Consider the following 22,266-nt stretch of genomic DNA (forward strand, 5'->3'; position numbering starts at 1 on the left):
ACGCCATGATGGGCCGCCCGGGACGGGACCCCGCCGCGCAAACGCCGGACGGGCGCGAACTCTGCCCGTCCGGCGCCGCCCGGCGTTTCCCTCAGCCCACGACGGTCCAGGTGTCGTTGCCCGCCAGCAGACCGGCCAGGTCGCCCTTGCCCTGCTGCTCCACGGCGGCGTCGAGCTGGTCGGACATCAGGCTGTCGTAGACCGGGCGCTCCACACTCCGCAGCACCCCGATCGGGGTGTGGTGCAGCGTGTCGGGGTCGGCGAGCCGGGAGAGGGCGAACGCGGTGGTCGGACTGGGGTTGTGGGCGTCGTGGACGAGGATCCGGGACTGGTTCTCCTCGGTCACGGTGACGACCTCCAGGTCACCGGTGAGCGGATCGCGCACCACGCCCTTCGCGTCGTCGGTGCCGAACCGGATCGGCCGGCCGTGTTCGAGGCGGATGACCGCCTCCTGCGCCTTCTCCTTGTCCTTGAGCACCTCGAAGGCGCCGTCGTTGAAGATGTTGCAGTTCTGGTAGATCTCCACGAGCGCGGTGCCGGGGTGGTCGGCCGCCGCCCGCAGCACGCTCGTCAGGTGCTTGCGGTCGGAGTCCACGGTCCGCGCCACGAAGGACGCCTCGGCCCCGAGCGCCAGGGAGACCGGGTTGAAGGGCGCGTCCAGCGACCCCATCGGCGTCGACTTGGTGATCTTGCCGAGCTCCGATGTAGGGCTGTACTGCCCCTTCGTCAGCCCGTAGATCCGGTTGTTGAACAGCAGGATCTTCAGGTTGACGTTCCGGCGGAGCGCGTGGATCAGGTGGTTGCCGCCGATGGACAGCGCGTCGCCGTCACCCGTGACGACCCACACCGACAGGTCCCGCCGCGAGGTCGCCAGGCCCGTCGCGATGGACGGGGCGCGGCCGTGGATGGAGTGCATCCCGTAGGTGTTCATGTAGTACGGGAAGCGGGACGAGCAGCCGATGCCGGAGACGAAGGTGATGTTCTCCTTGGCCAGCCCGAGCTCCGGCATGAACCCCTGCACCGCGGCGAGGACCGCGTAGTCCCCGCACCCGGGGCACCAGCGCACCTCCTGGTCGGACTTGAAGTCCTTCATGGACTGCTTGCCCTCGGCCTTGGGGACCAGCTGGAGGAGTTCGTTGGCGTCAGGCATCGATGGCCTCCTTGAGGGCGGTGGCAAGCTGCTCGGCCTTGAAGGGCATGCCGTTGACCTGGTTGAAGCTCTGCACGTCCACCAGGTACCTGGCCCGCAGCAGGGTGGCGAGCTGGCCCAGGTTCATCTCCGGGACGACCACCCTGCCGTAACGGCCCAGTACCTCGCCGAGATTGCCCGGGAAGGGGTTGAGGTGCCGCAGATGGGCCTGGGCGATCGTGTCGCCCGCCGCCCGCAGCCGCCGGACCGCCGCGGTGATCGGGCCGTACGTCGAACCCCAGCCCAGCACCAGCGTCCGGGCGTCCGCCGGGTCGTCGACCTCCAGGTCCGGCACGGCGATGCCGTCGATCTTCGCCTGGCGGGTGCGCACCATGAAGTCGTGGTTGGCCGGGTCGTAGGAGATGTTGCCCGTGCCGTCCTGCTTCTCGATGCCCCCGATCCGGTGCTCCAGACCGGGAGTGCCCGGCACCGCCCACGGGCGGGCCAGCGTCTCGGGATCGCGCTTGTAGGGCCAGAACACCCGGGTGCCGTCGGCCAGTTCGTGGTTCGGGCCGGTCGCGAACCGGGTCCGCAGATCCGGGAGGCTCGCCACCTCGGGGATCCGCCACGGCTCCGAGCCGTTCGCCAGATAGCCGTCCGACAGCAGGAAGACCGGGGTGCGGTAGGTCAGGGCGATCCGCGCCGCGTCCATCGCCGCGTCGAAGCAGTCCGCCGGCGTACGGGGAGCGACGACCGGGACGGGCGCCTCGCCGTTCCTGCCGTACATCGCCTGGAGCAGGTCCGCCTGCTCGGTCTTGGTGGGCAGACCCGTGGAAGGGCCGCCGCGCTGGATGTCGACGATCAGCAGCGGCAGCTCCAGGGAGACCGCCAGGCCGATGGTCTCCGACTTGAGGGCCACCCCCGGCCCCGACGTCGTCGTCACCGCGAGCGAACCGCCGAAGGCCGCGCCCAGCGCCGCCCCGATCCCCGCGATCTCGTCCTCCGCCTGGAACGTGCGCACACCGAAGTTCTTGTGCCGGCTGAGCTCGTGGAGGATGTCGGAGGCCGGGGTGATCGGGTACGAGCCCAGGTAGAGCGGCAGGTCCGCCTGGCGGGCCGCGGCGATCAGCCCGTACGAGAGCGCCAGGTTCCCGGAGATGTTGCGGTAGGTGCCCGTCGGGAAGGCCTGCGAGGCGGGGGCCACCTCGTAGGAGACCGCGAAGTCCTCCGTGGTCTCACCGAAATTCCAGCCCGCCCGGAACGCCGCCACGTTCGCCTCGGCGATCGCCTGCTTCTTGGCGAACTTCGCCCGGAGGAATTTCTCCGTTCCCTCGGTCGGACGGTTGTACATCCAGGAAAGCAGCCCGAGGGCGAACATATTCTTCGAACGTTCGGCCTCTTTGCGGGAAAGACCGAACTCCTTCAGCGCCTCGATCGTCAATGTCGTCAACGGCACCGGATGCACGTTGTACGCATCGAGGGAACCGTCCTCCAGCGGAGATGTCTCGTAACCGACCTTCGCCATGGGGCGTTTCGTGAACTCGTCGGTGTTCACGATGATGTCGGCCCCGCGCGGCACATCGGCGATATTCGCCTTCAGGGCGGCGGGATTCATCGCGACCAGAACATTCGGCGCATCGCCCGGCGTCAGGATGTCGTGGTCCGCGAAATGCAGCTGGAACGACGACACGCCCGGCAGGGTCCCGGCGGGCGCCCGGATCTCGGCGGGGAAGTTCGGGAGGGTCGACAGGTCGTTCCCGAACGACGCGGTCTCCGACGTGAAGCGGTCGCCGGTCAGCTGCATCCCGTCGCCCGAGTCACCCGCGAAACGGATGATGACCCGGTCCAGGCGGCGGATTTCCTTCTCGGTGGCGCCCTCGGGGCCGAGCTGCGGGACGCGCTGTTCCCCGACGAGAGCCTCGTCGGCCTCATCGGTCTTTCCGGCTGGGCTACTGACCTGGCTGGTCACTGAACTGGACCTCCCTCGGGGCGGCGGCTCGGGACCGGCCGGCCCGGCCGGCGGTCCAGGCCCCACCCTACTTCTGTAAGGGTCGCCTTCCTCGGACCGATCATATGGCCGAAGCGTTTTTCAGTCAGGGATTTCTCAGGTTCCGTCGCACGTCACAGGGGGCGGACGGACGGGGCGGAAAGTTCCCGCGAACTTCCCGCGCCTCGGCCTTCCGACCTAGGTCCGCCCCCGCGTAGGGGGTGCGTAGGGGGTACTAGGAGTTCAAATACGTGAGTACGGCGAGAACGCGCCGATGATCACCGTCGCTCGGTGACAGGCCCAGTTTCAGGAAGATGTTGCTGACGTGCTTCTCCACGGCCCCGTCACTCACCACCAGCTGTTTCGCGACCGCGGAATTCGTCCGGCCCTCCGCCATCAGACCGAGGACCTCCCGCTCGCGCGGTGTGAGCCCCGCCAGCACGTCCTGCTTCCGGCTCCGGCCCAGCAACTGCGCCACCACCTCCGGGTCCAGGGCCGTCCCGCCCTGGGCGACCCGCACCACGGCGTCCACGAACTCCCGGACCTCGGCGACCCGGTCCTTGAGCAGATAGCCGACGCCCCGGCTGCTGCCGGCCAGCAGCTCGGTGGCGTACTGCTCCTCGACGTACTGGGAGAGGACCAGCACCCCGATGTCCGGATAGTCCTTCCGCAGCCGCACCGCGGCCCGCACCCCTTCGTCGGTGTGGGTCGGCGGCATCCGTACGTCGGCGACCACCACGTCCGGCAGCGCGCCCTGTCCCGCGAGGTCGCCCACCGTCTTGATCAGCGCCTCGGCGTCCCCGACCCCGGCCACGACGTCGTGCCCCAGATCGGTCAGCAGCCGGGTGAGTCCCTCCCGAAGCAATACGGAATCCTCGGCGATGACGACTCGCACCCTGTCCTCCACGACGCTGTGTCCCCCACTGTTGAGATCGTTCTCTTCGGCCGGTCCGCCTGGCGGCGCCCACGGCTCCGCCGGGTCCCGCCCCGGGACGTCCAGCATCCCAGCATCGGCGGCCGAATGGGACGCCCCGCGGATCTTTCCGACCGCCACAGCCCGCAGTGCCCCGGGCCGCCGGGGCGGCGGAGGGGCACTGCGGGCTGTCCGGGCTGGCCGGGCTGTCCGGGCTGTCCGGCTCTCCGGCGTAGGTCCTTGGTGTCCGCGGGACGTCAGCCGCGCCAGGGCAGCTCGGCGGTGACCGTCGTCGGGCCGCCGGCCGGGGAGTCGACGACGAGCACGCCGTCCACCGCGTCCAGCCGCTCGGCCAGTCCCGCCAGGCCGCTGCCGGACGAGGCGTCGGCCCCGCCCCGGCCGTTGTCGGTGACCTGGAGCATCAGCCGGTCCGCCGTACGCCACACGTCGACCGAGGCACGGGTGGCCCGTGAGTGCTTGCTGATGTTCTGGAGGAGTTCGGAGACCGTGAAGTAGGCGATGCCCTCGATGGCCTGCGCGGGCCTGGACCGCAGGTCGACCTCGACCTTGACGGGGACGGTGCAGCGGGAGGCGATGGCGGAGAGTGCGGCGTCGAGGCCGCGGTCGGTGAGGACGGCGGGGTGGATGCCTCGGGCGAGGTCGCGGAGTTCCTGGAGGGCGACCTTGACCTCTCCGTGGGCCTCGTCGACCATGCGGGCGGCGGCTTCGGGGTCGGCGGTGAGTTTTTCCTTGGCGAGTCCGAGGTCCATGGCGAGGGCGACGAGGCGGGCCTGTGCGCCGTCGTGGAGGTCGCGTTCGATGCGGCGCAGGTCGGCGGCGGCGGTGTCCACGACCACCCCACGGTCCGACTCCAGCTCCGAGACCCGGGTGGCCAGGGTGGAGGGCCCCAGCAGGCCGGACACCAGCAGCCGGTCCACCGTCGTCAGCCCGCGGACGAGCCACGGGGTGACCAGCAGGAACGCCAGGCCGATCCCGCAGGTGACCGCCATCTCGAAGGGGGAGTCGAGGTAGGCCTGATGGGTCTCGTCCCCGTACAGCTGGATGCCGTCGATCCCCGCGTACGCCGGGAACACCCAGCGCCACAGCGGATAGGTGAACGCGGACCACCCGACCGCCCAGAACGACACCGCGACCGGGAAGGCGAAGACGGCCCACGGGAAGTGCAGCACCGCGTAGAGCAGGTGCCGCCAGGACACCCCGCTCTTCAGCGTCGCGCCGACCCAGGACATCAGCCCGCCCGTGCCCCGCACCGGCGCCGGCTCCGCCACGTCCAGGTGCAGCAGGGCGCGCGCCCGGGCCCGTTCCAGCATCCCGAAGCCGCGGCACAGGGCCAGCCCGGCGGCGAGGATCGGGATGCCGAGGAAGGTGATCAGCATGCCGAGGCCCAGGGACACCATGGTGATCGCGAAACAGAACAGGGCCGTGCTGATCGGCACGCTCAGGAACAGATAGGCCAGCTCGCGCCAGACACGCCCCTCGAAGGGGGCCCGCAGCGCGGCCGGGAAGGGGTGCTTCGTCGGTCGGGCCGGGGGACGGCCCCCCGAGCCGGCGGCGGGGCCGTACTGGTCCCGGGTGTCCGGTCCGTATGCCGTGGCCATGAGTGGCGTCCGTTTCTTCCTGGCGGGAGCGTCCCGCGGCCGGTACGACGGCTGGTCTTCTCAACAGGTGGTCGTGTCAACTGGTGGTCTTGTCAGCAGTTGGTCTTGTCGGCGGCTGGTCATGACAGCCGCTGATCGGGATAGCTGCTGATCGTGACAGCCGCTGATCGTGACAACGGCTGGTCGTGACAGCTGCTGATCGTTACGACCGATGATCACCACGACCGATGACCGGCCGGGCGACCGGCTGAGCGCGGTGCCGTCGATACCTCAAGAGTGCTGTGCGAGCCGTTCGCGCACCATGAGGGCGGTATCCGTATCCGGCCGGGGGTTTTCCCCACCCCGGCGGTGAGGCGGGGGCGGGGCTACGACCGGACGCGCTTGGCCGCGACGTCCGTACGGCCCCGCCAGGGCAGCTCGGCGGTGACCGTGGTGGGCCCGCCCTCCGGGGAGTCCAGCACGAAGAGCCCGTCCACCGCCCCCAGCCGTTCGGCCAGCCCGGACATACCGGTACCGCCGTCCATCCGCGCCCCGCCGACCCCGTCGTCCTGCACCTGGACCAGCAGCCGGTCTCCCGAGCGCCACACCTCGACCGACGCCGACCGGGCGCGGCTGTGCTTGCTCACGTTCTGGAGGAGTTCGGAGACCGTGAAGTAGGCGATGCCCTCGATCGCCTCCGCCGGGCGGGCGGACAGCTCGACGGACACCTTGACGGGGACGGTGCAGCGGGAGGCGATGGCGGAGAGTGCGGCGTCGAGGCCGCGGTCGGTGAGGACGGCGGGGTGGATGCCTCGGGCGAGGTCGCGGAGTTCCTGGAGGGCGACCTTGACCTCTCCGTGGGCCTCGTCGACCATGCGGGCGGCGGCTTCGGGGTCGGCGGTGAGTTTTTCCTTGGCGAGTCCGAGGTCCATGGCGAGGGCGACGAGGCGGGCCTGTGCGCCGTCGTGGAGGTCGCGTTCGATGCGGCGCAGGTCGGCGGCGGCGGTGTCCACGACCACCCCACGGTCCGACTCCAGCTCGGCGATCCGCCGCTCCAGTTCGTCGGAGGGCGAGAGCAGTCCGCGCACCATCGCCCGGTCGGCGTTCGTCAATCCCCGCGCGATGAAGGGGAGTACCGGCCAGAGCACGAACAGGCCGACCAGCGACACGGTGAAGGTCACCACGCCCCACGGGAGGCGGATGAACGCGTACAGCAACGCCCGCCAGCCGACCGGGTCCTTGAGCCCCGCCCACAGCCAGGGGAAGAAGCCCCGGTCCCGGCGGCTGTGTGTCATCGGGCTCGGCTCGTCGATCCGCATCCCGAGCATCCTGCGCGCCCGGGCGCGCTCGACCCGGCCGAAGCCGCGCGCTCCCTGCAGTCCGAGCGCGAGCAGGGGCAGGCCGACCACGGTGACGGAGAGCCCCGCGCCCACCCCGACCAGGAACACCGCGTAGACGAACCCGGCAAGGGCCAGCGGGAGGTTGGCGAGGAGATGCGCGATCTCCTTCCACGTCCACCGGTCGAAGGCGAAACGCGCGGTCGGCGGCCGGTCGGCGTCCGGCACAGGAGGGCTCATGGTCATGGGACCAGCCTGCCGGGTGGCGCAGCCGCACGCCATGGGGTACGTGGGTGGGATGCGGTAGGGATAACCCCACCTCCCCCGGGTGGCACGGAACCCGAACGGGACGGCCCGCACGGGACGCCCCGCACGGAACGGGCATACGCGGAACGGACACACGCGGAACGGGGCGCCCACGGCCGGCGCCGGGCGACCGCCGACCGGAGCCGCGAGCGAACCGGACCAACCACCCCGAAGCGAAACGGGCATGGTGGGCAGGGCCTAGACTCCCGTGCGTACGGAGCGTCGAACAGGCTGAAGGAGCGAGGGACGGACGTGGCGGACGTGCCGGAACCGACCGTTCTCGCGTCGGACTACTTCCAGAGCTACTCGGTGGTCGGACTGCTCGCCGTGGTCGGCGTGCTGTTCGTAGCCGTCGCCTTCGGCGCCGGCCGGCTGCTGAGGCCGGTGGTCCCGACGCCGGAGAAACTCCTCACCTACGAATGCGGCGTCGACCCCGTGGGGGAGGGCTGGGCCCACACCCAGGTCCGCTACTACGTGTACGCCTTCCTGTACGTGATCTTCGCCGTCGACTCCATCTTCCTGTTCCCCTGGGCCACGGTGTTCGCGGCGCCCGGGTACGGGGCGACGACGCTGGTGGAGATGTTCATCTTCCTCGGTTTCCTGGCCGTGGGACTGCTCTACGCATGGAAGAAGGGCGTCCTGTCATGGGCGTGACGAGCCGGCCGGACCCGCAACCCCCCGTTCCGCTGCCCGACCCGACGCTGCTGCCCGAGCCGAAGAAGCTCGGCGTGCTGTCCCGGCTCGCGCCCGAACCGATGAAGGTGGTCCTCAACTGGGGCCGCCGCTACAGCCTCTGGGTCTTCAACTTCGGACTCGCCTGCTGCGCCATCGAGTTCATCGCGGCCTCCATGGCACGGCACGACTTCATGCGGATGGGTGTCATCCCGTTCGCCCCCGGGCCCCGGCAGGCCGACCTGATGGTCGTCTCCGGCACGGTGACGGACAAGATGGCCCCGGCGGTGAGGCGGCTGTACGAGCAGATGCCCGAGCCGAAGTACGTCATCTCCTTCGGCGCCTGCTCCAACTGCGGTGGGCCGTACTGGGATTCGTACTCCGTCACCAAGGGCGTCGACCAGATCATCCCCGTCGACGTGTACGTGCCGGGCTGCCCTCCGCGCCCTGAGGCGCTGCTCCAGGGCATTCTGAAGCTCCAGGAGAAGATCGCCCGCGAGTCGCTCGCCGGGCGGTACGAGAACGGGACCACGGCCCGCCCCTCGGCCGACGCACTGCGCAGCGGCCTCGTCGCCGCGCCGAAGGCGCCGGGGGAGGAGGAGCAGTGAGCACCGCCGACGCGTACGACCGGCTGCCCGACGCCGTCACCGACGTCTTCGGCCCGGATGCCACGGCCGCGTACGCCTACGACCTGCTGACCGTCGACGTCCCCGCCGCCGACTGGATCGCCGCCCTCGAAACGGCCCGATCCGCGCTGGGCTGCACCTATTTCGACTGGCTGAGCGCGGTCGACGAGCCGGGCACCGGCTTCCGGGTCTGCGCCCATGTCGCCGCCCTGGGCCGGGGCACGGTGCGGCGTCTGCTCGTCCGTACGACCGTCGCGCACGACGCGGCCACCCTGCCCAGCGCCGTCGGCGTGTACGCGGGCGCCGCCTGGCACGAGCGCGAGACGCACGAGATGTTCGGCATCGGGTTCGAGGATCACCCGCACCTGGTTCCGCTGCTGTTGCCCGAGGGCTTCGAGGGCCACCCGCTCAGGAAGGACTTCGTCCTGGCGGCCCGGGTCGCGAAGGCCTGGCCGGGCGCCAAGGAGCCGGGCGAATCGGAACACGGCGGGCCGAAGCGGCGCACGATGCTGCCGCCGGGCGTGCCGGACCCGAACGAATGGGGACCGCTCAAGGGGCAGCTCCCGCCCGCTCCGGCCCGCCCGGCGCGGGGGGCGCGCGCGGCGGGCGCGGCGGGCGACCGGCCCGTACGCCGGTCCCGCAGCGCGAGCGAGGGCTCGGCGGCCCAGCGGACCGCGACGCCGGGTGCCCCGGATACCCCGGATACGGCTTCCGGTCCGGCGCCCGGGCCGGGGACGACCGGCACTCCGGGCGCGTCCGACGCGCCGGAGGCGGCGACGCGGGTGCCGGGTGCGCCCGACGCCCCTCGCGCCGGGCGCCCGCGCCGTAATCGCAGCGCTTCGCAGGGCTCGGCCAGCCAGGCCGCCCCGTCGGCGCCCGCGCCCTCCGAGACGGAGGCGGGGACGTCCGGCGGAGCGGAATCGGACGCGTCCACGGCTGCGGCTGAGCCTGCGGTTGCTGCCGAGGCTCAGGCTGAGTCTGCGTCTGCGTCTGCGTCGGAGGCCACGCAGCCGGTACCGCCCGCCGATCCCACGACGGGCGACGGCGCAGGTGGCGGTGGCGGTGGCGACGTGGAGACCGCCGCTCCCCGGCCCGCTCGGCAGGCCCGCCCCGCGCGTAGCCCGGACGCCCCCTGGCACCACGCCCGCCCCACCTTCGACGAAACCCCGTCCCCGAGGACGGACACCCCGGGGCCCCCGAAGGGGGACACCACCCCGGAACCGCAGCAGCCCGCGGGCGAGGCCGAGAGCCAGGGCCGAGGGCCGGACTCCGACCCCGCACCTGACCCCGAACCCGGTACCGACCCCGCCGATCCCGGTCCGGACCCCGCCGAACCCCGAACCGACCGTCCCGCCGGAGGCGATACCGCGTGAACGACGTACTCGACGTCGCCCTCCGGCTGGTCATCGTCTTCGCCGTCTTCCTCGTCGTCCCGCTCGTCGTGGGGCAGACCGAGCACAAGGTGATGGCCCACATGCAGGGCCGGCTCGGCCCGATGTACGCGGGTGGCTTCCACGGCTGGGCCCAGCTCGTCGCGGACGGGGTGAAGTTCGCGCAGAAGGAGGACATCGTCCCGGCCGAGGCGGACCGGCGGGTCTTCCAGATGGCCCCGGCCGTCGCCCTCCTGCCCTACCTTCTTGTGCTCGTCGCCATCCCGATCGGTCCGGGTGAAGGCGCCGTCGGCCAGGTCGTCGACGCGGGCATCTTCTTCGTGCTCGCCGTCATGGGCATCGGCGTACTCGGTTCGCTGATGGCGGGCTGGGCGTCGGCCAACAAGTTCTCCCTGCTCGGCGGGCTCCGAACCGCCGCGCAACTCCTCGCGTACGAGCTGCCGATGCTGCTCGCCGCGGCGTCCGTGGCCATGGCGGCGGGCACGGTCTCGCTGCCCGGCATCCTCGACGCCTTCGAGTGGTGGTGGCTGCCCTGGCAGATCGTCGGCGCGCTGGTCTTCTTCGTGGCCGGGCTCGCCGAACTCCAGCGGCCGCCCTTCGACATGCCGGTCGCCGACTCCGAGATCATCTTCGGGGCGTACACCGAGTACACGGGACTGCGGTTCGCGCTGTTCCTGCTCGCCGAGTACGCCGGGATCGTCGTCCTGTGCGGCCTGACCACCGTCCTCTTCCTGGGCGGCTGGCACGGTCCGCTCGGTGCCGACGGCCTCGGCTGGGTCTGGACGCTCCTGAAGACCGCCGTGCTGGCGTTCGTCGTCATCTGGCTGCGTGTCACCTACCCCCGGCTGCGCGAGGACCAGTTGCAGAAGCTCGCCTGGACCACGCTCATCCCTCTCGCCCTCGCGCAGATCGCGCTCACCGGCATCGTGAAGGTGGCGATCAACTAGTGCCCCCGATCCCCGGCTCAGGCCTGGCCAAGGGCCTCGCCGTGACCCTGCGGACCATGACGAAGCGCACGGTCACCGCCCAGTACCCGGACGTCCAGCCCGAACTGCCGCCCCGCACCCGCGGGGTCATCGGGCTGTTCGAGGAGAACTGCACGGTCTGCATGCTCTGCGCCCGCGAGTGCCCCGACTGGTGCATCTACATCGACTCCCACAAGGAGACCGTGCCCCCGGCCGCCCCGGGCGGCCGTGAGCGCAGCCGCAACGTGCTGGACCGGTTCGCGATCGACTTCGCCCTCTGCATGTACTGCGGTATTTGCATCGAGGTCTGCCCCTTCGACGCGCTGTTCTGGTCGCCGGAGTTCGAATACGCGGAGACGGACATCCACGAGCTCACCCACGAGCGCGACAAGCTCCGCGAGTGGATGTGGACCGTCCCGGAACCGCCCGCGCTCGACCCGGGGGCCGAGGAGCCCAAGGAGTTCGCGGCCGCCCGCAAGACGGCCGACAAGCTGCGGGCCGCAGAAGAGGCCCAGCAGGCGGAAGAGGCCCGGCGGGCCGCCGAGGACCAGTCGGCGGCGGAGGCGGAACAGACCCGGCGGGCCCAGGACACCGAAACCCGGCAGGACCCTGACACGGGACAAGGGGGACAGAGGTGAACCTCGCAGCGGCCGCCGGGCATTCCGGCTTCCTCTCTCCGACCGGCGTCGAGATCGCCTTCCTCCTCGTGGGCATCGCCACCCTCGGCGCGGCGGTCGTCACCGTCACCACCAAGCAGCTCGTGCACGCCGCACTCTGGCTCGTCGTGGCACTCGGCGGCCTGGCCGTCGAGTACCTGCTGCTCACCGCCGAGTTCATCGCCTGGGTGCAGGTCCTGATCTACGTCGGCTCCATCGTCGTCCTCCTCCTGTTCGGGCTCATGCTCACGCGGGCGCCCATCGGCCGTTCCCCGGACGCCGACTCCGGCAACCGATGGGTCGCCCTCGGCGTGGCGGTCGCTTCGGCGGGCGCGCTCGTCTGGGTCGTCGTGGACGCCTTCCGGGCCACCTGGATCGACCTGGACGGCCCGGCCCAGGGATCCACGGACGTGACCGGTGCCTTCCTCTTCCGGAACTGGGTGCTGCCCTTCGAAGCGCTCTCCGTCCTGCTGCTCGCCGCCCTCGTCGGCGCGATCGTCCTCTCCCGCAAGGCCGACAAGGACGGGAAGGGCCCCGAGGCCTCCGAGGCCCCCGGAGACTCCGGTGCCAGCGGTGCCAGCGGTGCCAGCGGTGCCAGCGGTGCCAGCGGTGCCAGCGGTGCCAGCGGTGCCAGCGGTGCCAGCGGTGCCGGCAGTGCCACCGGTACCGGCGGGAGCGGCGAGGGCGCCGCGCGGCAGAGCACGACCCGTGCGACCCGAGAGGACAAGAGCTGATGCACCTCGCCTATCCCGCCGTGCTGGCCGTCCTCCTCTTCTGCACCGGGCTGTACGGCGTCCTCGCCCGCCGCAACACGATCCTCGTCCTGATGTCCGTCGAGCTCATGCTCAACGCCGTCAACCTCAACCTGGTCGCCTTCGACGTGTGGCTCCGCGACACCCTCCACTCCGGCCAGGCGCTCACCCTCTTCACCATCGCCGTCGCCGCCGCCGAGATCGGCATCGGTCTCGCCATCGTGCTGGCCGTCCACCGCGACCGAGGCAGCTCCGGCAGTTCCGGCATCGACCGCCTCCGCGACACCGCCGAGACCGACGAGGCCGAAGAGCTCCCGGACGACGCGTACGCCGACGACACCACCGACGGCGCCCGCCCCACCGCAGACCAGGCCACTGCTCCGGCAGGGAAGGCACAGAAGGCAGAGGCCACCGCGTGACCATCACGACCCTCGCCGTCCTCGTCCCCCTCCTTCCCCTCCTGGGCGCCGCGGCCGGTCTCCTGCTCGGGCGGACCGCCCCCGGCTTCGTCCGGCCGCTCGCCGTACTGCCCACGCTCGCCGCCGCGGTCATCGCGGTCGTCGTCGCCGCACGCCAGGGCGGCGGCCGGGCCGTCGACGCGGCCACCCAGCTCACCCCGACCGGCTCGGTCCCGATCGACCTCGCGCTGCACCTCGACGGCTTCGCCGTCCTCGTCGCCGTCCTCGTCGGGCTCGTCGCGACCTGCGTGCAGATCTACTCGACCGCCTACCTCAAGGACGACGCCCGCTACCCCTCGTACGCGGCCCTCGTCTCCCTCTTCACCTCCGCGATGCTGCTCGTCGTCTACTCCGGCGACCTGATGGTGCTCCTGGTCGGCTGGGAGATCATGGGCATCTGCTCGTACTTCCTGGTCGGCCACTACTGGGAGACACCCGAGGCCCGAGCCGCCTCCCTCAAGGCGTTCCTGGTCACCAAGCTCGGCGACGTGCCGTTCCTCATCGGGCTGTTCGCCCTCGCCGCGGACACCGGCTCCTTCCGCGTCACCAAGATCCTGGCCGCCGTCACCCACGGCGGACTCGACCACCCCACCCTCATCGCCCTGCTGCTCCTCGCGGGCGTCGCCGGCAAGTCCGCGCAGTTCCCGCTGCACACCTGGCTGCCCGACGCGATGGCCGGCCCCACGCCCGTCTCGGCGCTGATCCACGCCGCGACGATGGTCGCCGCCGGGATCTACTTCGTGGCACGCCTCCTCCCCGTCTTCGCCGCCTCCGGCGCCGCGCTCGTCGTACTCGCCGTGATGGCGGCCGTCACGATGATCGGGTCCGGGCTGGCCGCCCTCGCCCAGGACGACATCAAACGCGTCCTCGCCTACTCGACCATCGGCCAGCTCGGCTACATGTCCGGCGCCCTGGCCGTCGGCGACCGCGGGGCCGCCGTCTTCCACCTCCTGTCGCACGGGGCGTTCAAAGCCGTCCTCTTCCTCGCCGCAGGCGTCGTCATCCACGCGGCGGGCACCAACTCACTCGCCGCGATGTCCCGCATGGGCGGCCTGCACACGCGCATCCCCGACGCCTACTGGACGATGACCGTCGCCCTCCTCGCGCTCGCCGCCATCCCGCCGTTCGCCGGCTTCTTCTCCAAGGAAGCCGTCCTCGTCGCCGCCGAACACACCGCCTTCGGCGACCGCGACGTCGCCCCGGCCGCGGCCGGCTGGACGATCCTCGTCGCCGGACTGATCGCCGCCGTCCTCACCGCCGCGTACGCCACCCGCCTCTGGCTCCTGGCCTTCCGAGGGCGAGGCCCCGAGGCGCCCGACCACGGCCGGCAGCCCGCCGCGATGACCTCCGTCCTCTGGGTCCTGGCCGTGCCCACGATCGCCTTCGGGCTCGCCGCAGGCCCCCTCGGCGACTGGTTCGACGGGCACGCCCTCACCCCCTCGCTGCCGACCGCCGTGCTGTCCACCGGCGTCGGCCTTGTCGGCGGACTCGTCACCTACGGGGCCTGGCGGCACACCACCGCACTCGCCGCACGCCCCCCGGTCGGAGCCGTCTCCGCCCACCCCCAGGCCGAGCCCGCCCTCGTCGAAGCCGAGGCGATCACCTCGCACACCGCCGCCTACGGCACGATCGCGGGCGCGCCCGACCCTGCGGACCCCGGCCGTCTCCTGCTCGGCCCCCTCCACCGCCACGCGGTCACCGGCTTCCACCTGGACGCCCTCTACGCGACGCTCTTCGTCCGCCCGGTCCAGGCCGGCGCACGCCTCGTCCGCTTCCTGGACCGCGAGGTCGTCGACACCTACGTACGCGGCGCGGGCGCCTCCGCCCGCGGGCTCGGTTGGCTCGTCCGCCGCTCCCAGACCGGCAACGTGCAGACCTACCTCGGCGCGCTGCTCGCCGGAACCCTCGTCCTGGCGATCGCCGCCGTCGTCTTTGCCAACGTCTACGCCGGGGCGTGAGCCGTGATCGATATCAGCCCATCCGTGATGCAGTTCCTTCTGGCGTTCGTCGTCGCCGCCCCGCTCCTCGGCGCCGTCGCCGCGCTGCTGCCCGCACCACCCGGGCTCAAGGGCAAGAACCCCGACCAGGCGGTGCTGCGCCACGGCGTGACCGTCACCGGCGTCGTCCTCTTCGCCGCACTCGTCCTCGTCGCGGGCTTCGACCACGACCACCCGTCGAACATGCAGGCGACCACCGACATCAGCTGGATCCCGGCACTGGACGTACGGATCCACCTCGGCACCGACGGCATCTCGCTCCCCCTTCTCGTCCTGACCGCGCTGCTGACCTTCCTCTGCGCGCTCTACAGCTACTACAAGCTCCCCGCGGGCCCGTCCGCGAAGGGCTTCGTCGCCCTCGTCCTCGTCCTCGAGTCCGGCACGCTCGCCACGTTCGCCGTCCTCGACCTCATGCTGTTCTTCCTGGCCTTCGAGATGGTCCTCATCCCGATGTACTTCCTCATCGCCCGCTGGGGCGGCGAGGGCAGGCAGCCCGCCGCCTGGAAATTCGTCCTCTACACCCTGCTCGGCTCCGTCGTCATGCTGCTGGGGCTGCTCCTCGTCGGGCTGAAGAGCGGCACCTTCGACATGGTGGCACTCGCCACTGACAACGGCCGTGGCCTCACCACGTCCGTGCAGGTCATCGCCGTACTCGCCATCGGTGTCGGCCTCGCCGTCAAGACCCCGATGTGGCCGCTGCACAGCTGGCTGCCGGACGCCCACACCGCGGCCCCCACCGTCGGCTCCGTGCTCCTCGCCGGCGTCCTGCTGAAGATGGGCACCTACGGGTTCGTGCGCATCCTGCTGCCCGTCGCCCCCGACGGCATGCGGACCTTCGCGCCCTACCTCGCCGCGTTCGCCGTCGTCGGCATCGTCTACGGATCCCTCGCCTGCCTCGCCCTGGCCCGCCCCGGCGCGAAGGGCGACCTCAAGCGGCTGATCGCCTACTCCTCCGTCGGCCACATGGGCTTCGTCCTCCTCGGCATCGCGACCATGACCCCCACCGGGGTCAACGGCGCGCTCTTCGCCAACATCGCCCACGGCCTCATCACCGGCCTGCTGTTCTTCCTGGTCGGCGCCGTCAAGGACCGCTACGGCACCGCCGACCTCGACACCCTCTCCGGAGCCACCGGGGCCGCCCTCTACGGCCGCGCCCCGCGCCTCGGCGGGCTCCTCGCCTTCGCGGCGGTGGCCTCGCTCGGACTCCCCGGCCTCGCCGGATTCTGGGGCGAGATGCTCACCCTCTTCGGCGCCTTCGACCCCGCGGACGGGCTCAGTCGCCCCGCCTTCCTCACCTTCATGTCCATCGGCGCCTTCGGAACCCTGCTCACCGCCGCGTACATGCTGATCGTGGTGCGCCGCGTCTGCATGGGCGATCCCCGAGCGGTGGCCGGGGACCGGGACGAGAGCCTCCCCGCGGCCGCCGACGGCCCCGGGCGGGGCGGCCCGGCGCCGCACCCGGTCGCCGACGTCCAGGGGTACGAATTCGCCGCCTGGACCCCGCTCGCCGCCCTCACCGTCCTCGCCGGACTCTGGCCCGCCGTCCTCCTCGGCCTCACCGACCCGGCCGTGCAGAAGCTCCTCGCAGGAGGCAAGTCGTGATCGTGGCAGCCGGCAGCACCACCGGGGCGGCGAGCCTCGTCCAGTCCGTCGACTGGCTCGCGATCGCACCCCCCGTCGTCGTCGCGGTGGCGGCCGTCGGCGTACTCGTCGCCGACCTCTTCGCCGACGAACGGCGCAAGCCGCTCCTGGGATACGCGACCGTCGCCGCCCTCGTCGTCGCGCTCGGGTTCCTCGTTCCCCTGCGCGCCGGCGACCGCACCACCTTCTGCCTCACCGGCGAGGTACACGCGTGCAGCTACACCGCCGACCACTTCGCCCTCGTCATCCAGGCCCTCGTGCTCGGCGGAGCCCTCCTCACCGCGCTGCTCTCGCTCGGTGACACCCGCAGGCTCCCCGCCGGGGAGTTCTGGTTCCTGCTGCTGTCCTCCGCCGCCGGTGCCACGCTGCTGCCCGCCGCCCGCGACCTCGCCACCCTCGTCGTCGCCCTGGAAGTGGCCTCCCTGCCCGCCTTCGCCCTCGTCGGCATCAAGCGCGGCGACCGGCGCTCCTCCGAGGCGGCCCTGAAGTTCTTCCTCTCCTCCGTCGTCGCCACCGCCGTCATGCTGCTGGGCGTCAGCTTCGTGTACGCCGCCACCGGCACGATGCACCTCACCGAGATCGCCGGCCGCCTCGGCGACGTACCCGGACAGCTCGCCACCCTCGCCGGGGCGGGCGTCGTCCTGACCCTCGTCGGCTTCGCCTTCAAGACGGCCGCGGCCCCCTTCCACTTCTGGGTCCCCGACACCTACGTCGGTGCTCCGCTGCCCATCGCCGCGTACCTCTCGGTCGTCGGCAAGGCGGTCGGCTTCTCCGGCCTGATCCTGGTCACCGTGGTCGGCTTCCCGTCGTACGCCGACGTCTGGGGTCCCGCCCTCGCCGTCCTGGCCGCGCTCACCATGACCGTCGGCAACGTCGCCGCACTCCGGCAGAGCGCCACCCGGGCCCGCAGTGCCGTACGCCTCCTCGCCTGGTCCTCCGTCGGCCAGGCCGGCTACCTCCTCGTCCCGATCGCGGCCGCCGCGTACTCCAGCGACGAACAGATCGGCTCCACCGTCGCCTACGCCCTGATGTACGCCGTAGTGAACCTCGGCGCCTTCGCCGTCGCCGCCCTGGTGGCCCGCAGCCACCCCGGCAACCGCCTCGGCGACTATCGCGGCCTCTACGCCACCCGCCCCCTGGCCGCCCTGACACTGGCGTTCTTCCTGCTCTGCCTGGCCGGTCTGCCGCCCGGGATCATCGGGCTCTTCGCCAAGGTCACCGTCTTCTCCGCGGCCGTCGACGCCGGCCTCGGCTGGCTCGCCGTCGTCATGGCCGTCAACGTCGTGATCGCGCTGTACTACTACCTTCGGTGGACCGCGGAGCTCTTCCGCTCACCGGAGCCGGTGACCGGCGGCGAACAGCCCCCGGCGTCCCCCCGTCCCCGGGTCCCCGCGCCCCTCACCACCGCGATCGCCCTCACCGCGGTCGCCGGCGTGGCACTGTCCGGCGCACCCCAGCTCGTCCTCCGCTTCGCCGCCGTCGGCCTCTTCTGAGCGCCGTAGATCGGTTTGCCCGCCGGCCCGCGCACAAGGCATGGTCTTGGCTGCACGCGTCACCTGAAGAGAGCAAAGAGGAGCCGGAGCGGTGCTGAACGGGTTCAAAGACTTCATCCTGCGCGGAAACGTCATCTCCATGGCCATCGGCCTCGCCGTCGGCTCCGCGTTCACCGCCGTCGTCACCGGCTTCAGCACGGCCTTCATCACGCCTCTGATCGGCCTGGCGACCGGCTCCGTCGGCGACTTCAGCTCCGCGGAGTTCTCCGTCGAGGGCGCCATCTTCCCCTACGGGAAGTTCCTCGCCGCGGCGATCGCCTTCCTCATCACCGCCGCCGTCCTGTACTTCCTGGTCGTGGTGCCCATGAACAAGGTGCAGAACCGCTTCACGGCCAAGGAGAAGGAAGAGGTCGACATCAAGGCGGCCCTCCGCGACTGCCCGCACTGCTACACGGAGATCCCGGCCGTCGCCTCCCGCTGCGCCCACTGCACCAGCCAGGTCGAACCGGACCCGGAGGCACGGGCGCTGGCGAACCTGCCCGCCCAGCCCGTCAAGAGCTGACCCGTACGAGGGCGGCGCACCCCCCACTCGTACGGCCCAGGGGCGGATCCACCCGGATCCACCCGGATCCGCCCCTTCGCCTTGTCCCCGGGGCGCCACCGGGCACAAGGGAACTAGCTTCCGCCGCCTCGCGTTGACCAGTACGGGAGGCTCCACTGGGGAGTGGAGCACCACCGAGCAAGGGTTCCCCTGCTGCACCACTTGGAGGGCGTACCGTGCACCGCCGGCACAACGGATTGAAGACCGCCGTACTTCTCGGGGGCCTGTCGGCCCTCATCATCGTCATCGGCAGCTTCTTCGGACGCACCGGGCTGATCGTGGCCCTGCTCGTCGCGGTCGGCACCAACGCCTACGCGTACTGGAACAGCGACAAGCTCGCCCTGAGGGCCATGCGGGCCCGCCCCGTCAGCGAATTCCAGGCGCCCCAGCTCTACCGCATCGTCCGCGAGCTCTCGACCGCGGCCCGCCAGCCGATGCCCCGGCTCTACATCTCCCCGACGCAGGCCCCCAACGCCTTCGCCACCGGCCGCAATCCGCGCAACGCCGCCGTGTGCTGCACCGAGGGCATCCTCCAGATCCTCGACGAGCGCGAGCTGCGCGGCGTCCTGGGACACGAGCTCAGCCACGTCTACAACCGCGACATCCTCATCTCGTCCGTGGCCGGCGCCCTCGCCTCCGTCGTGATGTTCCTGGTGAACTTCGCGTGGCTCATCCCCGTGGGCCGGTCCAACGACGACGAAGGGCCCGGCATCGTGGGCATGCTGATGGTCATGATCCTCGGCCCGCTCGCCGCCTCCGTCATCCAGCTCGCCGTCAGCCGCTCCCGCGAGTACGAGGCCGACGCCTCCGGGGCCCAGCTCACCGGCGACCCCCTCGCCCTCGCCGCCGCCCTGCGCAAGCTCGACGCCGGTACCAAGCAGCTACCGCTCCCGCCCGAGCCGAGGATCGAGACCGCGAGCCACATGATGATCGCGAACCCGTTCCGGCCCGGCCCCGGTCTGTCCAAGATGTTCTCCACACACCCGCCCATGGCGGAACGCATCGCCCGACTCGAGCAGATGGCAGGCTATCGACCGTGAAGACAATCCTGAACGTCATATGGCTCGTCCTCAGCGGCTTCTGGCTCTTCCTCGGCTACCTCGCCGCAGGCGTCCTGCTGTGCATCACGATCATCGGTATCCCTTTTGGGATCGCCGCGTTCCGCATCGGTGTCTACGCCCTGTGGCCCTTCGGCTACACCGTCGTCGACCGGCGTGACGCCGGGGGCCCGTCCTGCGTCGGGAACGTCCTGTGGCTGATCCTGGCCGGCTGGTGGCTCGCGCTCGGCCACATCTTCACCGGCATCGCGCTGTGCGTCACGATCATCGGAATTCCGCTGGGCATCGCCAACTTCAAGCTCATCCCGGTCTCCCTGATGCCCTTCGGCAAGGAGATCGTCCGCAGCGACCAGCCGTTCGCCACCAGGTAGCACCCCCGGCCGGGCAACCGGAACGCCCGTCGGCTGCGTCCTGTCCTACAGGACCGACCGACGGGTAGATAGGCGACCATGAGCATCATCAGCTGGATCATTCTCGGACTGCTGGCCGGAGCGATAGCCAAGATCCTGCTTCCGGGCAGGGACCCGGGCGGCATCATCGGCACCACGCTGATCGGCATCGTCGGGGCGTTCCTCGGAGGCTGGCTGTCGTCCCGCTTCCTCGACCGCCCCATCAGCACCGACTTCTACGACACGGCGACCTGGGTCGCGGCCATCGCCGGCTCCCTCGTCCTGCTCATCGCGTACCGGCTGCTCTTCGGCAACTCCCGCGACCGCCGCTGACCGGAACCCCGGCCCCGGCACGGCCCGTCCCGTTCACAGCCCCGTCTCGCGCAGCGTCACGTTCAGCCGGCCGGCCCGCATCCCGGATGCGGCGCCGGCCGTTCCCTCGAAGACCCTCGTCACCCCGTGGAACGCGTACCGCGACGGGCCGCCGAAGACGAACAGATCACCGGAGGCCAGCTCCACGTCCGTGTAAGGCCGCCCCCGGTCCTGTGGGTTGCCGAAGCGGAACACACAGGTGTCACCGAGGCTCAGCGACACCACGGGAGCGTGGGACCGCTCCTCCTTGTCCTGGTGCATCCCCATCCGCGCGGCACCGTCGTAGAAGTTCACCAGCGCCGTGTCCGGCGCGTACGCCTCGGCGGCCACCGCGTCCTCGTACGCCTCCGCCACCGCGGCGCGCCCCCACGCGGCCAGCCACTCCGGGAACGGCGCCACCCGCGCCCCGTTCACGTCGTCGGCCGTCCGCGCGTAGCGGTACGGCTGCCAGTGCCACCCCAGGCACACCGTCCGCACCGACATCACGCCGCCCCCGGGCAGCACGGTGTTCCGCAACGGCACGGGCCCCCGCGCCCACTCCCGGCAGGCTTCGACCAGCTCCCGCTGCCGTTCCTCCGGCAGCCACCCGGGCACGTGCACGGCCCCCGGGGCCACGACCTTCCGCGGTCGCGGGAACAGCCCCTCGGACGGCCCCGGGACCCCGCGTCCGCCGCTCGGCCCCGCCACGTCAGCGCCGGACCGCCAGGGCGCCCTCCAGCCCCAGCAGCCGCTCCTTGCACTCCAGACCGCCCGCGTAACCCCGCAGCGCCCCGTCCGCCCCGATCACCCGGTGGCACGGCCGTACCACCAGCAGCGGATTGCGCCCGATCGCCGTACCCACCGCCCGCACCCCGGCCCCCGTGGAACCCACCTGGGCCGCGATCTGCCCGTACGACACCGTCTCGCCGTACGGAATGGCGTCCAGGGCGCCCCAGACGCGTCGCTGGAACTCGGTGCCCACCCCGTCCGCGTACACGACGTCGAAGCGCGTCAGACGGCCCTCGAAATACGCCGCCAGCTGCTCGGCGACCGGGGCGAACGCCCCCGGGGCCTGCCGCCAGCCGTCCCGCACGACCGCCGCGCCCTTCTGTCCCGGCAGCGACAACGACGCCAGCGCCACCTCGCCCCCGGGCCGCTCCTCACCGGCGAGCAGCAGCTCACCCAGCGGGCTGCCGACCTTCGCGTACACCGTGGTCATCCCTGTCACCCTCTCCACTCCTCGTCGCGCCCCCGTACGTACGAGTCTGCGGCCCGCCCCGCCGCGCGACCGGCGGAATTCGGACATCGCGCACGAAGGCGGGGCGGGGCGCGCCACCGGCACACCCCGCCCCGCCCGTCACCCGCTGCACACGGCAGCGGGACCACCTACCGGTAGTTGACGAACTGCACCGCGAAGTCCAGGTCCTTCTCCTTGAGCAGCGTCTGCACGGCCTGCAGGTCGTCCCGGCTCTTCGAGCTGACCCGCAGCTCCTCGCCCTGGACCTGAGCCTTGACGCCCTTCGGGCCCTCGTCGCGGATGATCTTCGCCACCTTCTTGGCGTTCTCCTGGGAGATGCCCTCCTCGATCGTGGCGAAGATCTTGTACTCCTTGCCGGACAGCTGGGGCTCGCCCGCGTCCAGCGACTTCAGGGAGATCCCGCGCTTGATCAGCTTGGACTGGAAGATGTCGAGGATCGCCTTGACCCGCTCCTCGCCGTTGGCCTCCATGAGGATCTTCTCGCCGGACCACGAGATCGAGGCGCCCGTGCCCTTGAAGTCGTAGCGCTGGGAGATCTCCTTGGCGGCCTGGTTGAGGGCGTTGTCGACCTCCTGCCGCTCGACCTTCGAGACGATGTCGAAACTGGAGTCGGCCATGACGTGTGGCTCCTTGCGTCGTATGCGTTGGGTACGGCACAAAGCCTAAGGGCTGTCCCTTCCTCCCCGGC

General features: G+C 71.3%; 22 protein-coding genes. 14 read left to right on the plus strand and 8 right to left on the minus strand.

Annotated elements, in window-relative coordinates:
- Nucleotides 1-91: 91 nt before the first annotated feature.
- The 5 genes from SACTE_RS19465 to SACTE_RS19485 form a co-directional block, all read right to left on the minus strand.
- Nucleotides 92-1,150, minus strand: a complete 1,059-nt coding sequence (locus tag SACTE_RS19465; protein WP_014047732.1) for a 2-oxoacid:ferredoxin oxidoreductase subunit beta — start codon at nucleotides 1,148-1,150, stop codon at nucleotides 92-94.
- Nucleotides 1,143-3,098 (minus strand): 2-oxoacid:acceptor oxidoreductase subunit alpha, encoded by a 1,956-nt coding sequence (locus SACTE_RS19470; RefSeq protein ID WP_014047733.1) that lies wholly within the window; start codon nucleotides 3,096-3,098, stop codon nucleotides 1,143-1,145. Before SACTE_RS19470 ends, SACTE_RS19465 begins: the two co-directional genes overlap by 8 nt.
- 253 nt (nucleotides 3,099-3,351) lie before the next feature.
- Nucleotides 3,352-4,011, minus strand: a complete 660-nt coding sequence (locus SACTE_RS19475; protein ID WP_014047734.1) for a response regulator transcription factor — start codon at nucleotides 4,009-4,011, stop codon at nucleotides 3,352-3,354.
- Between the two features lie 275 nt (nucleotides 4,012-4,286).
- The gene (locus tag SACTE_RS19480) at nucleotides 4,287-5,648 is read right to left on the minus strand and encodes a sensor histidine kinase (protein ID WP_014047735.1); all 1,362 of its coding nucleotides are present in this window, start codon (nucleotides 5,646-5,648) and stop codon (nucleotides 4,287-4,289) included.
- A gap of 365 nt (nucleotides 5,649-6,013) precedes the next feature.
- The gene (locus tag SACTE_RS19485) at nucleotides 6,014-7,210 is read right to left on the minus strand and encodes a sensor histidine kinase (protein ID WP_041676624.1); all 1,197 of its coding nucleotides are present in this window, start codon (nucleotides 7,208-7,210) and stop codon (nucleotides 6,014-6,016) included.
- Nucleotides 7,211-7,522: 312 nt separating this feature from the next.
- Between SACTE_RS19485 and SACTE_RS19490 the strand changes: the two genes are divergently transcribed.
- The 14 genes from SACTE_RS19490 to SACTE_RS19555 all read left to right on the plus strand — a co-directional run bounded on the left by SACTE_RS19490 (nucleotide 7,523) and on the right by SACTE_RS19555 (nucleotide 20,302).
- Complete coding sequence (locus SACTE_RS19490; protein WP_014047737.1) at nucleotides 7,523-7,924, plus strand: NADH-quinone oxidoreductase subunit A; 402 nt, start codon at nucleotides 7,523-7,525, stop codon at nucleotides 7,922-7,924.
- Nucleotides 7,915-8,550 carry an NADH-quinone oxidoreductase subunit B gene (locus SACTE_RS19495; RefSeq protein ID WP_014047738.1) on the plus strand — a complete coding sequence of 212 codons (636 nt, stop codon included), beginning with the start codon at nucleotides 7,915-7,917 and terminating at the stop codon, nucleotides 8,548-8,550. The genes SACTE_RS19490 and SACTE_RS19495 overlap by 10 nt, the downstream gene beginning before the upstream one ends.
- A complete protein-coding gene (locus SACTE_RS19500; protein WP_014047739.1) occupies nucleotides 8,547-9,941 on the plus strand; it encodes an NADH-quinone oxidoreductase subunit C in 1,395 nt (464 codons plus the stop codon). Before SACTE_RS19495 ends, SACTE_RS19500 begins: the two co-directional genes overlap by 4 nt.
- The gene (locus tag SACTE_RS19505; RefSeq protein ID WP_014047740.1) at nucleotides 9,938-10,906 is read left to right on the plus strand and encodes a complex I subunit 1 family protein; all 969 of its coding nucleotides are present in this window, start codon (nucleotides 9,938-9,940) and stop codon (nucleotides 10,904-10,906) included. Before SACTE_RS19500 ends, SACTE_RS19505 begins: the two co-directional genes overlap by 4 nt.
- Nucleotides 10,906-11,562, plus strand: coding sequence for an NADH-quinone oxidoreductase subunit I (locus SACTE_RS19510; RefSeq protein WP_014047741.1), 657 nt, complete (start codon nucleotides 10,906-10,908; stop codon nucleotides 11,560-11,562). Before SACTE_RS19505 ends, SACTE_RS19510 begins: the two co-directional genes overlap by 1 nt.
- A complete protein-coding gene (locus tag SACTE_RS19515; RefSeq protein ID WP_014047742.1) occupies nucleotides 11,559-12,314 on the plus strand; it encodes an NADH-quinone oxidoreductase subunit J in 756 nt (251 codons plus the stop codon). The genes SACTE_RS19510 and SACTE_RS19515 overlap by 4 nt, the downstream gene beginning before the upstream one ends.
- A complete protein-coding gene (gene nuoK, locus SACTE_RS19520; protein WP_014047743.1) occupies nucleotides 12,314-12,751 on the plus strand; it encodes an NADH-quinone oxidoreductase subunit NuoK in 438 nt (145 codons plus the stop codon). Before SACTE_RS19515 ends, nuoK begins: the two co-directional genes overlap by 1 nt.
- Nucleotides 12,748-14,748, plus strand: coding sequence for an NADH-quinone oxidoreductase subunit L (locus SACTE_RS19525; RefSeq protein WP_014047744.1), 2,001 nt, complete (start codon nucleotides 12,748-12,750; stop codon nucleotides 14,746-14,748). Before nuoK ends, SACTE_RS19525 begins: the two co-directional genes overlap by 4 nt.
- A 27-nt stretch (nucleotides 14,749-14,775) precedes the next feature.
- Complete coding sequence (locus SACTE_RS19530; protein ID WP_014047745.1) at nucleotides 14,776-16,389, plus strand: NADH-quinone oxidoreductase subunit M; 1,614 nt, start codon at nucleotides 14,776-14,778, stop codon at nucleotides 16,387-16,389.
- Entirely contained in the window at nucleotides 16,386-17,921 is a 1,536-nt protein-coding gene (locus SACTE_RS19535; RefSeq protein WP_014047746.1) for an NADH-quinone oxidoreductase subunit N, read from the plus strand. The genes SACTE_RS19530 and SACTE_RS19535 overlap by 4 nt, the downstream gene beginning before the upstream one ends.
- Nucleotides 17,922-18,012: 91 nt before the next feature.
- On the plus strand, nucleotides 18,013-18,483 hold the full coding sequence (mscL, locus tag SACTE_RS19540) for a large conductance mechanosensitive channel protein MscL (protein ID WP_014047747.1): 471 nt from the start codon (nucleotides 18,013-18,015) through the stop codon (nucleotides 18,481-18,483).
- A gap of 215 nt (nucleotides 18,484-18,698) precedes the next feature.
- Nucleotides 18,699-19,562: a zinc metalloprotease HtpX gene (gene htpX / locus SACTE_RS19545; protein WP_014047748.1), complete on the plus strand. Its 864-nt coding sequence runs from the start codon at nucleotides 18,699-18,701 to the stop codon at nucleotides 19,560-19,562.
- A complete protein-coding gene (locus SACTE_RS19550) occupies nucleotides 19,559-19,951 on the plus strand; it encodes a YccF domain-containing protein (RefSeq protein WP_014047749.1) in 393 nt (130 codons plus the stop codon). Before htpX ends, SACTE_RS19550 begins: the two co-directional genes overlap by 4 nt.
- A 78-nt stretch (nucleotides 19,952-20,029) precedes the next feature.
- Nucleotides 20,030-20,302 (plus strand): GlsB/YeaQ/YmgE family stress response membrane protein, encoded by a 273-nt coding sequence (locus SACTE_RS19555; RefSeq protein ID WP_014047750.1) that lies wholly within the window; start codon nucleotides 20,030-20,032, stop codon nucleotides 20,300-20,302.
- A 33-nt stretch (nucleotides 20,303-20,335) separates the two neighbouring features.
- Here SACTE_RS19555 and SACTE_RS19560 read toward each other — a convergent pair whose 3' ends face one another.
- The 3 genes from SACTE_RS19560 to SACTE_RS19570 all read right to left on the minus strand — a co-directional run bounded on the left by SACTE_RS19560 (nucleotide 20,336) and on the right by SACTE_RS19570 (nucleotide 22,195).
- Entirely contained in the window at nucleotides 20,336-20,980 is a 645-nt protein-coding gene (locus tag SACTE_RS19560; protein WP_026359185.1) for an alpha-ketoglutarate-dependent dioxygenase AlkB, read from the minus strand.
- Nucleotides 20,981-21,029: 49 nt separating this feature from the next.
- A complete protein-coding gene (locus tag SACTE_RS19565) occupies nucleotides 21,030-21,539 on the minus strand; it encodes a methylated-DNA--[protein]-cysteine S-methyltransferase (protein ID WP_014047752.1) in 510 nt (169 codons plus the stop codon).
- 167 nt (nucleotides 21,540-21,706) lie between these two features.
- A complete protein-coding gene (locus tag SACTE_RS19570) occupies nucleotides 21,707-22,195 on the minus strand; it encodes a YajQ family cyclic di-GMP-binding protein (protein ID WP_014047753.1) in 489 nt (162 codons plus the stop codon).
- Nucleotides 22,196-22,266 lie beyond the last annotated feature (71 nt).

Source organism: Streptomyces sp. SirexAA-E (assembly GCF_000177195.2).
GTDB lineage: Bacteria > Actinomycetota > Actinomycetes > Streptomycetales > Streptomycetaceae > Streptomyces > Streptomyces flavovirens.

What these genes read in the sequence shown, in the direction of transcription:
- SACTE_RS19465 (WP_014047732.1), bottom strand. Translation starts at nt 1,150, where the DNA reads ATGCCTGACGCCAACGAACTCCTCCAGCTGGTCCCCAAGGCCGAGGGC.
- SACTE_RS19480 (WP_014047735.1), bottom strand. Translation starts at nt 5,648, where the DNA reads ATGGCCACGGCATACGGACCGGACACCCGGGACCAGTACGGCCCCGCC.
- SACTE_RS19485 (WP_041676624.1), bottom strand. Translation starts at nt 7,210, where the DNA reads ATGACCATGAGCCCTCCTGTGCCGGACGCCGACCGGCCGCCGACCGCG.
- SACTE_RS19495 (WP_014047738.1), top strand. Translation starts at nt 7,915, where the DNA reads ATGGGCGTGACGAGCCGGCCGGACCCGCAACCCCCCGTTCCGCTGCCC.
- nuoK (WP_014047743.1), top strand. Translation starts at nt 12,314, where the DNA reads ATGCACCTCGCCTATCCCGCCGTGCTGGCCGTCCTCCTCTTCTGCACC.
- SACTE_RS19530 (WP_014047745.1), top strand. Translation starts at nt 14,776, where the DNA reads ATGCAGTTCCTTCTGGCGTTCGTCGTCGCCGCCCCGCTCCTCGGCGCC.
- SACTE_RS19555 (WP_014047750.1), top strand. Translation starts at nt 20,030, where the DNA reads ATGAGCATCATCAGCTGGATCATTCTCGGACTGCTGGCCGGAGCGATA.
- SACTE_RS19565 (WP_014047752.1), bottom strand. Translation starts at nt 21,539, where the DNA reads ATGACCACGGTGTACGCGAAGGTCGGCAGCCCGCTGGGTGAGCTGCTG.
- SACTE_RS19570 (WP_014047753.1), bottom strand. Translation starts at nt 22,195, where the DNA reads ATGGCCGACTCCAGTTTCGACATCGTCTCGAAGGTCGAGCGGCAGGAG.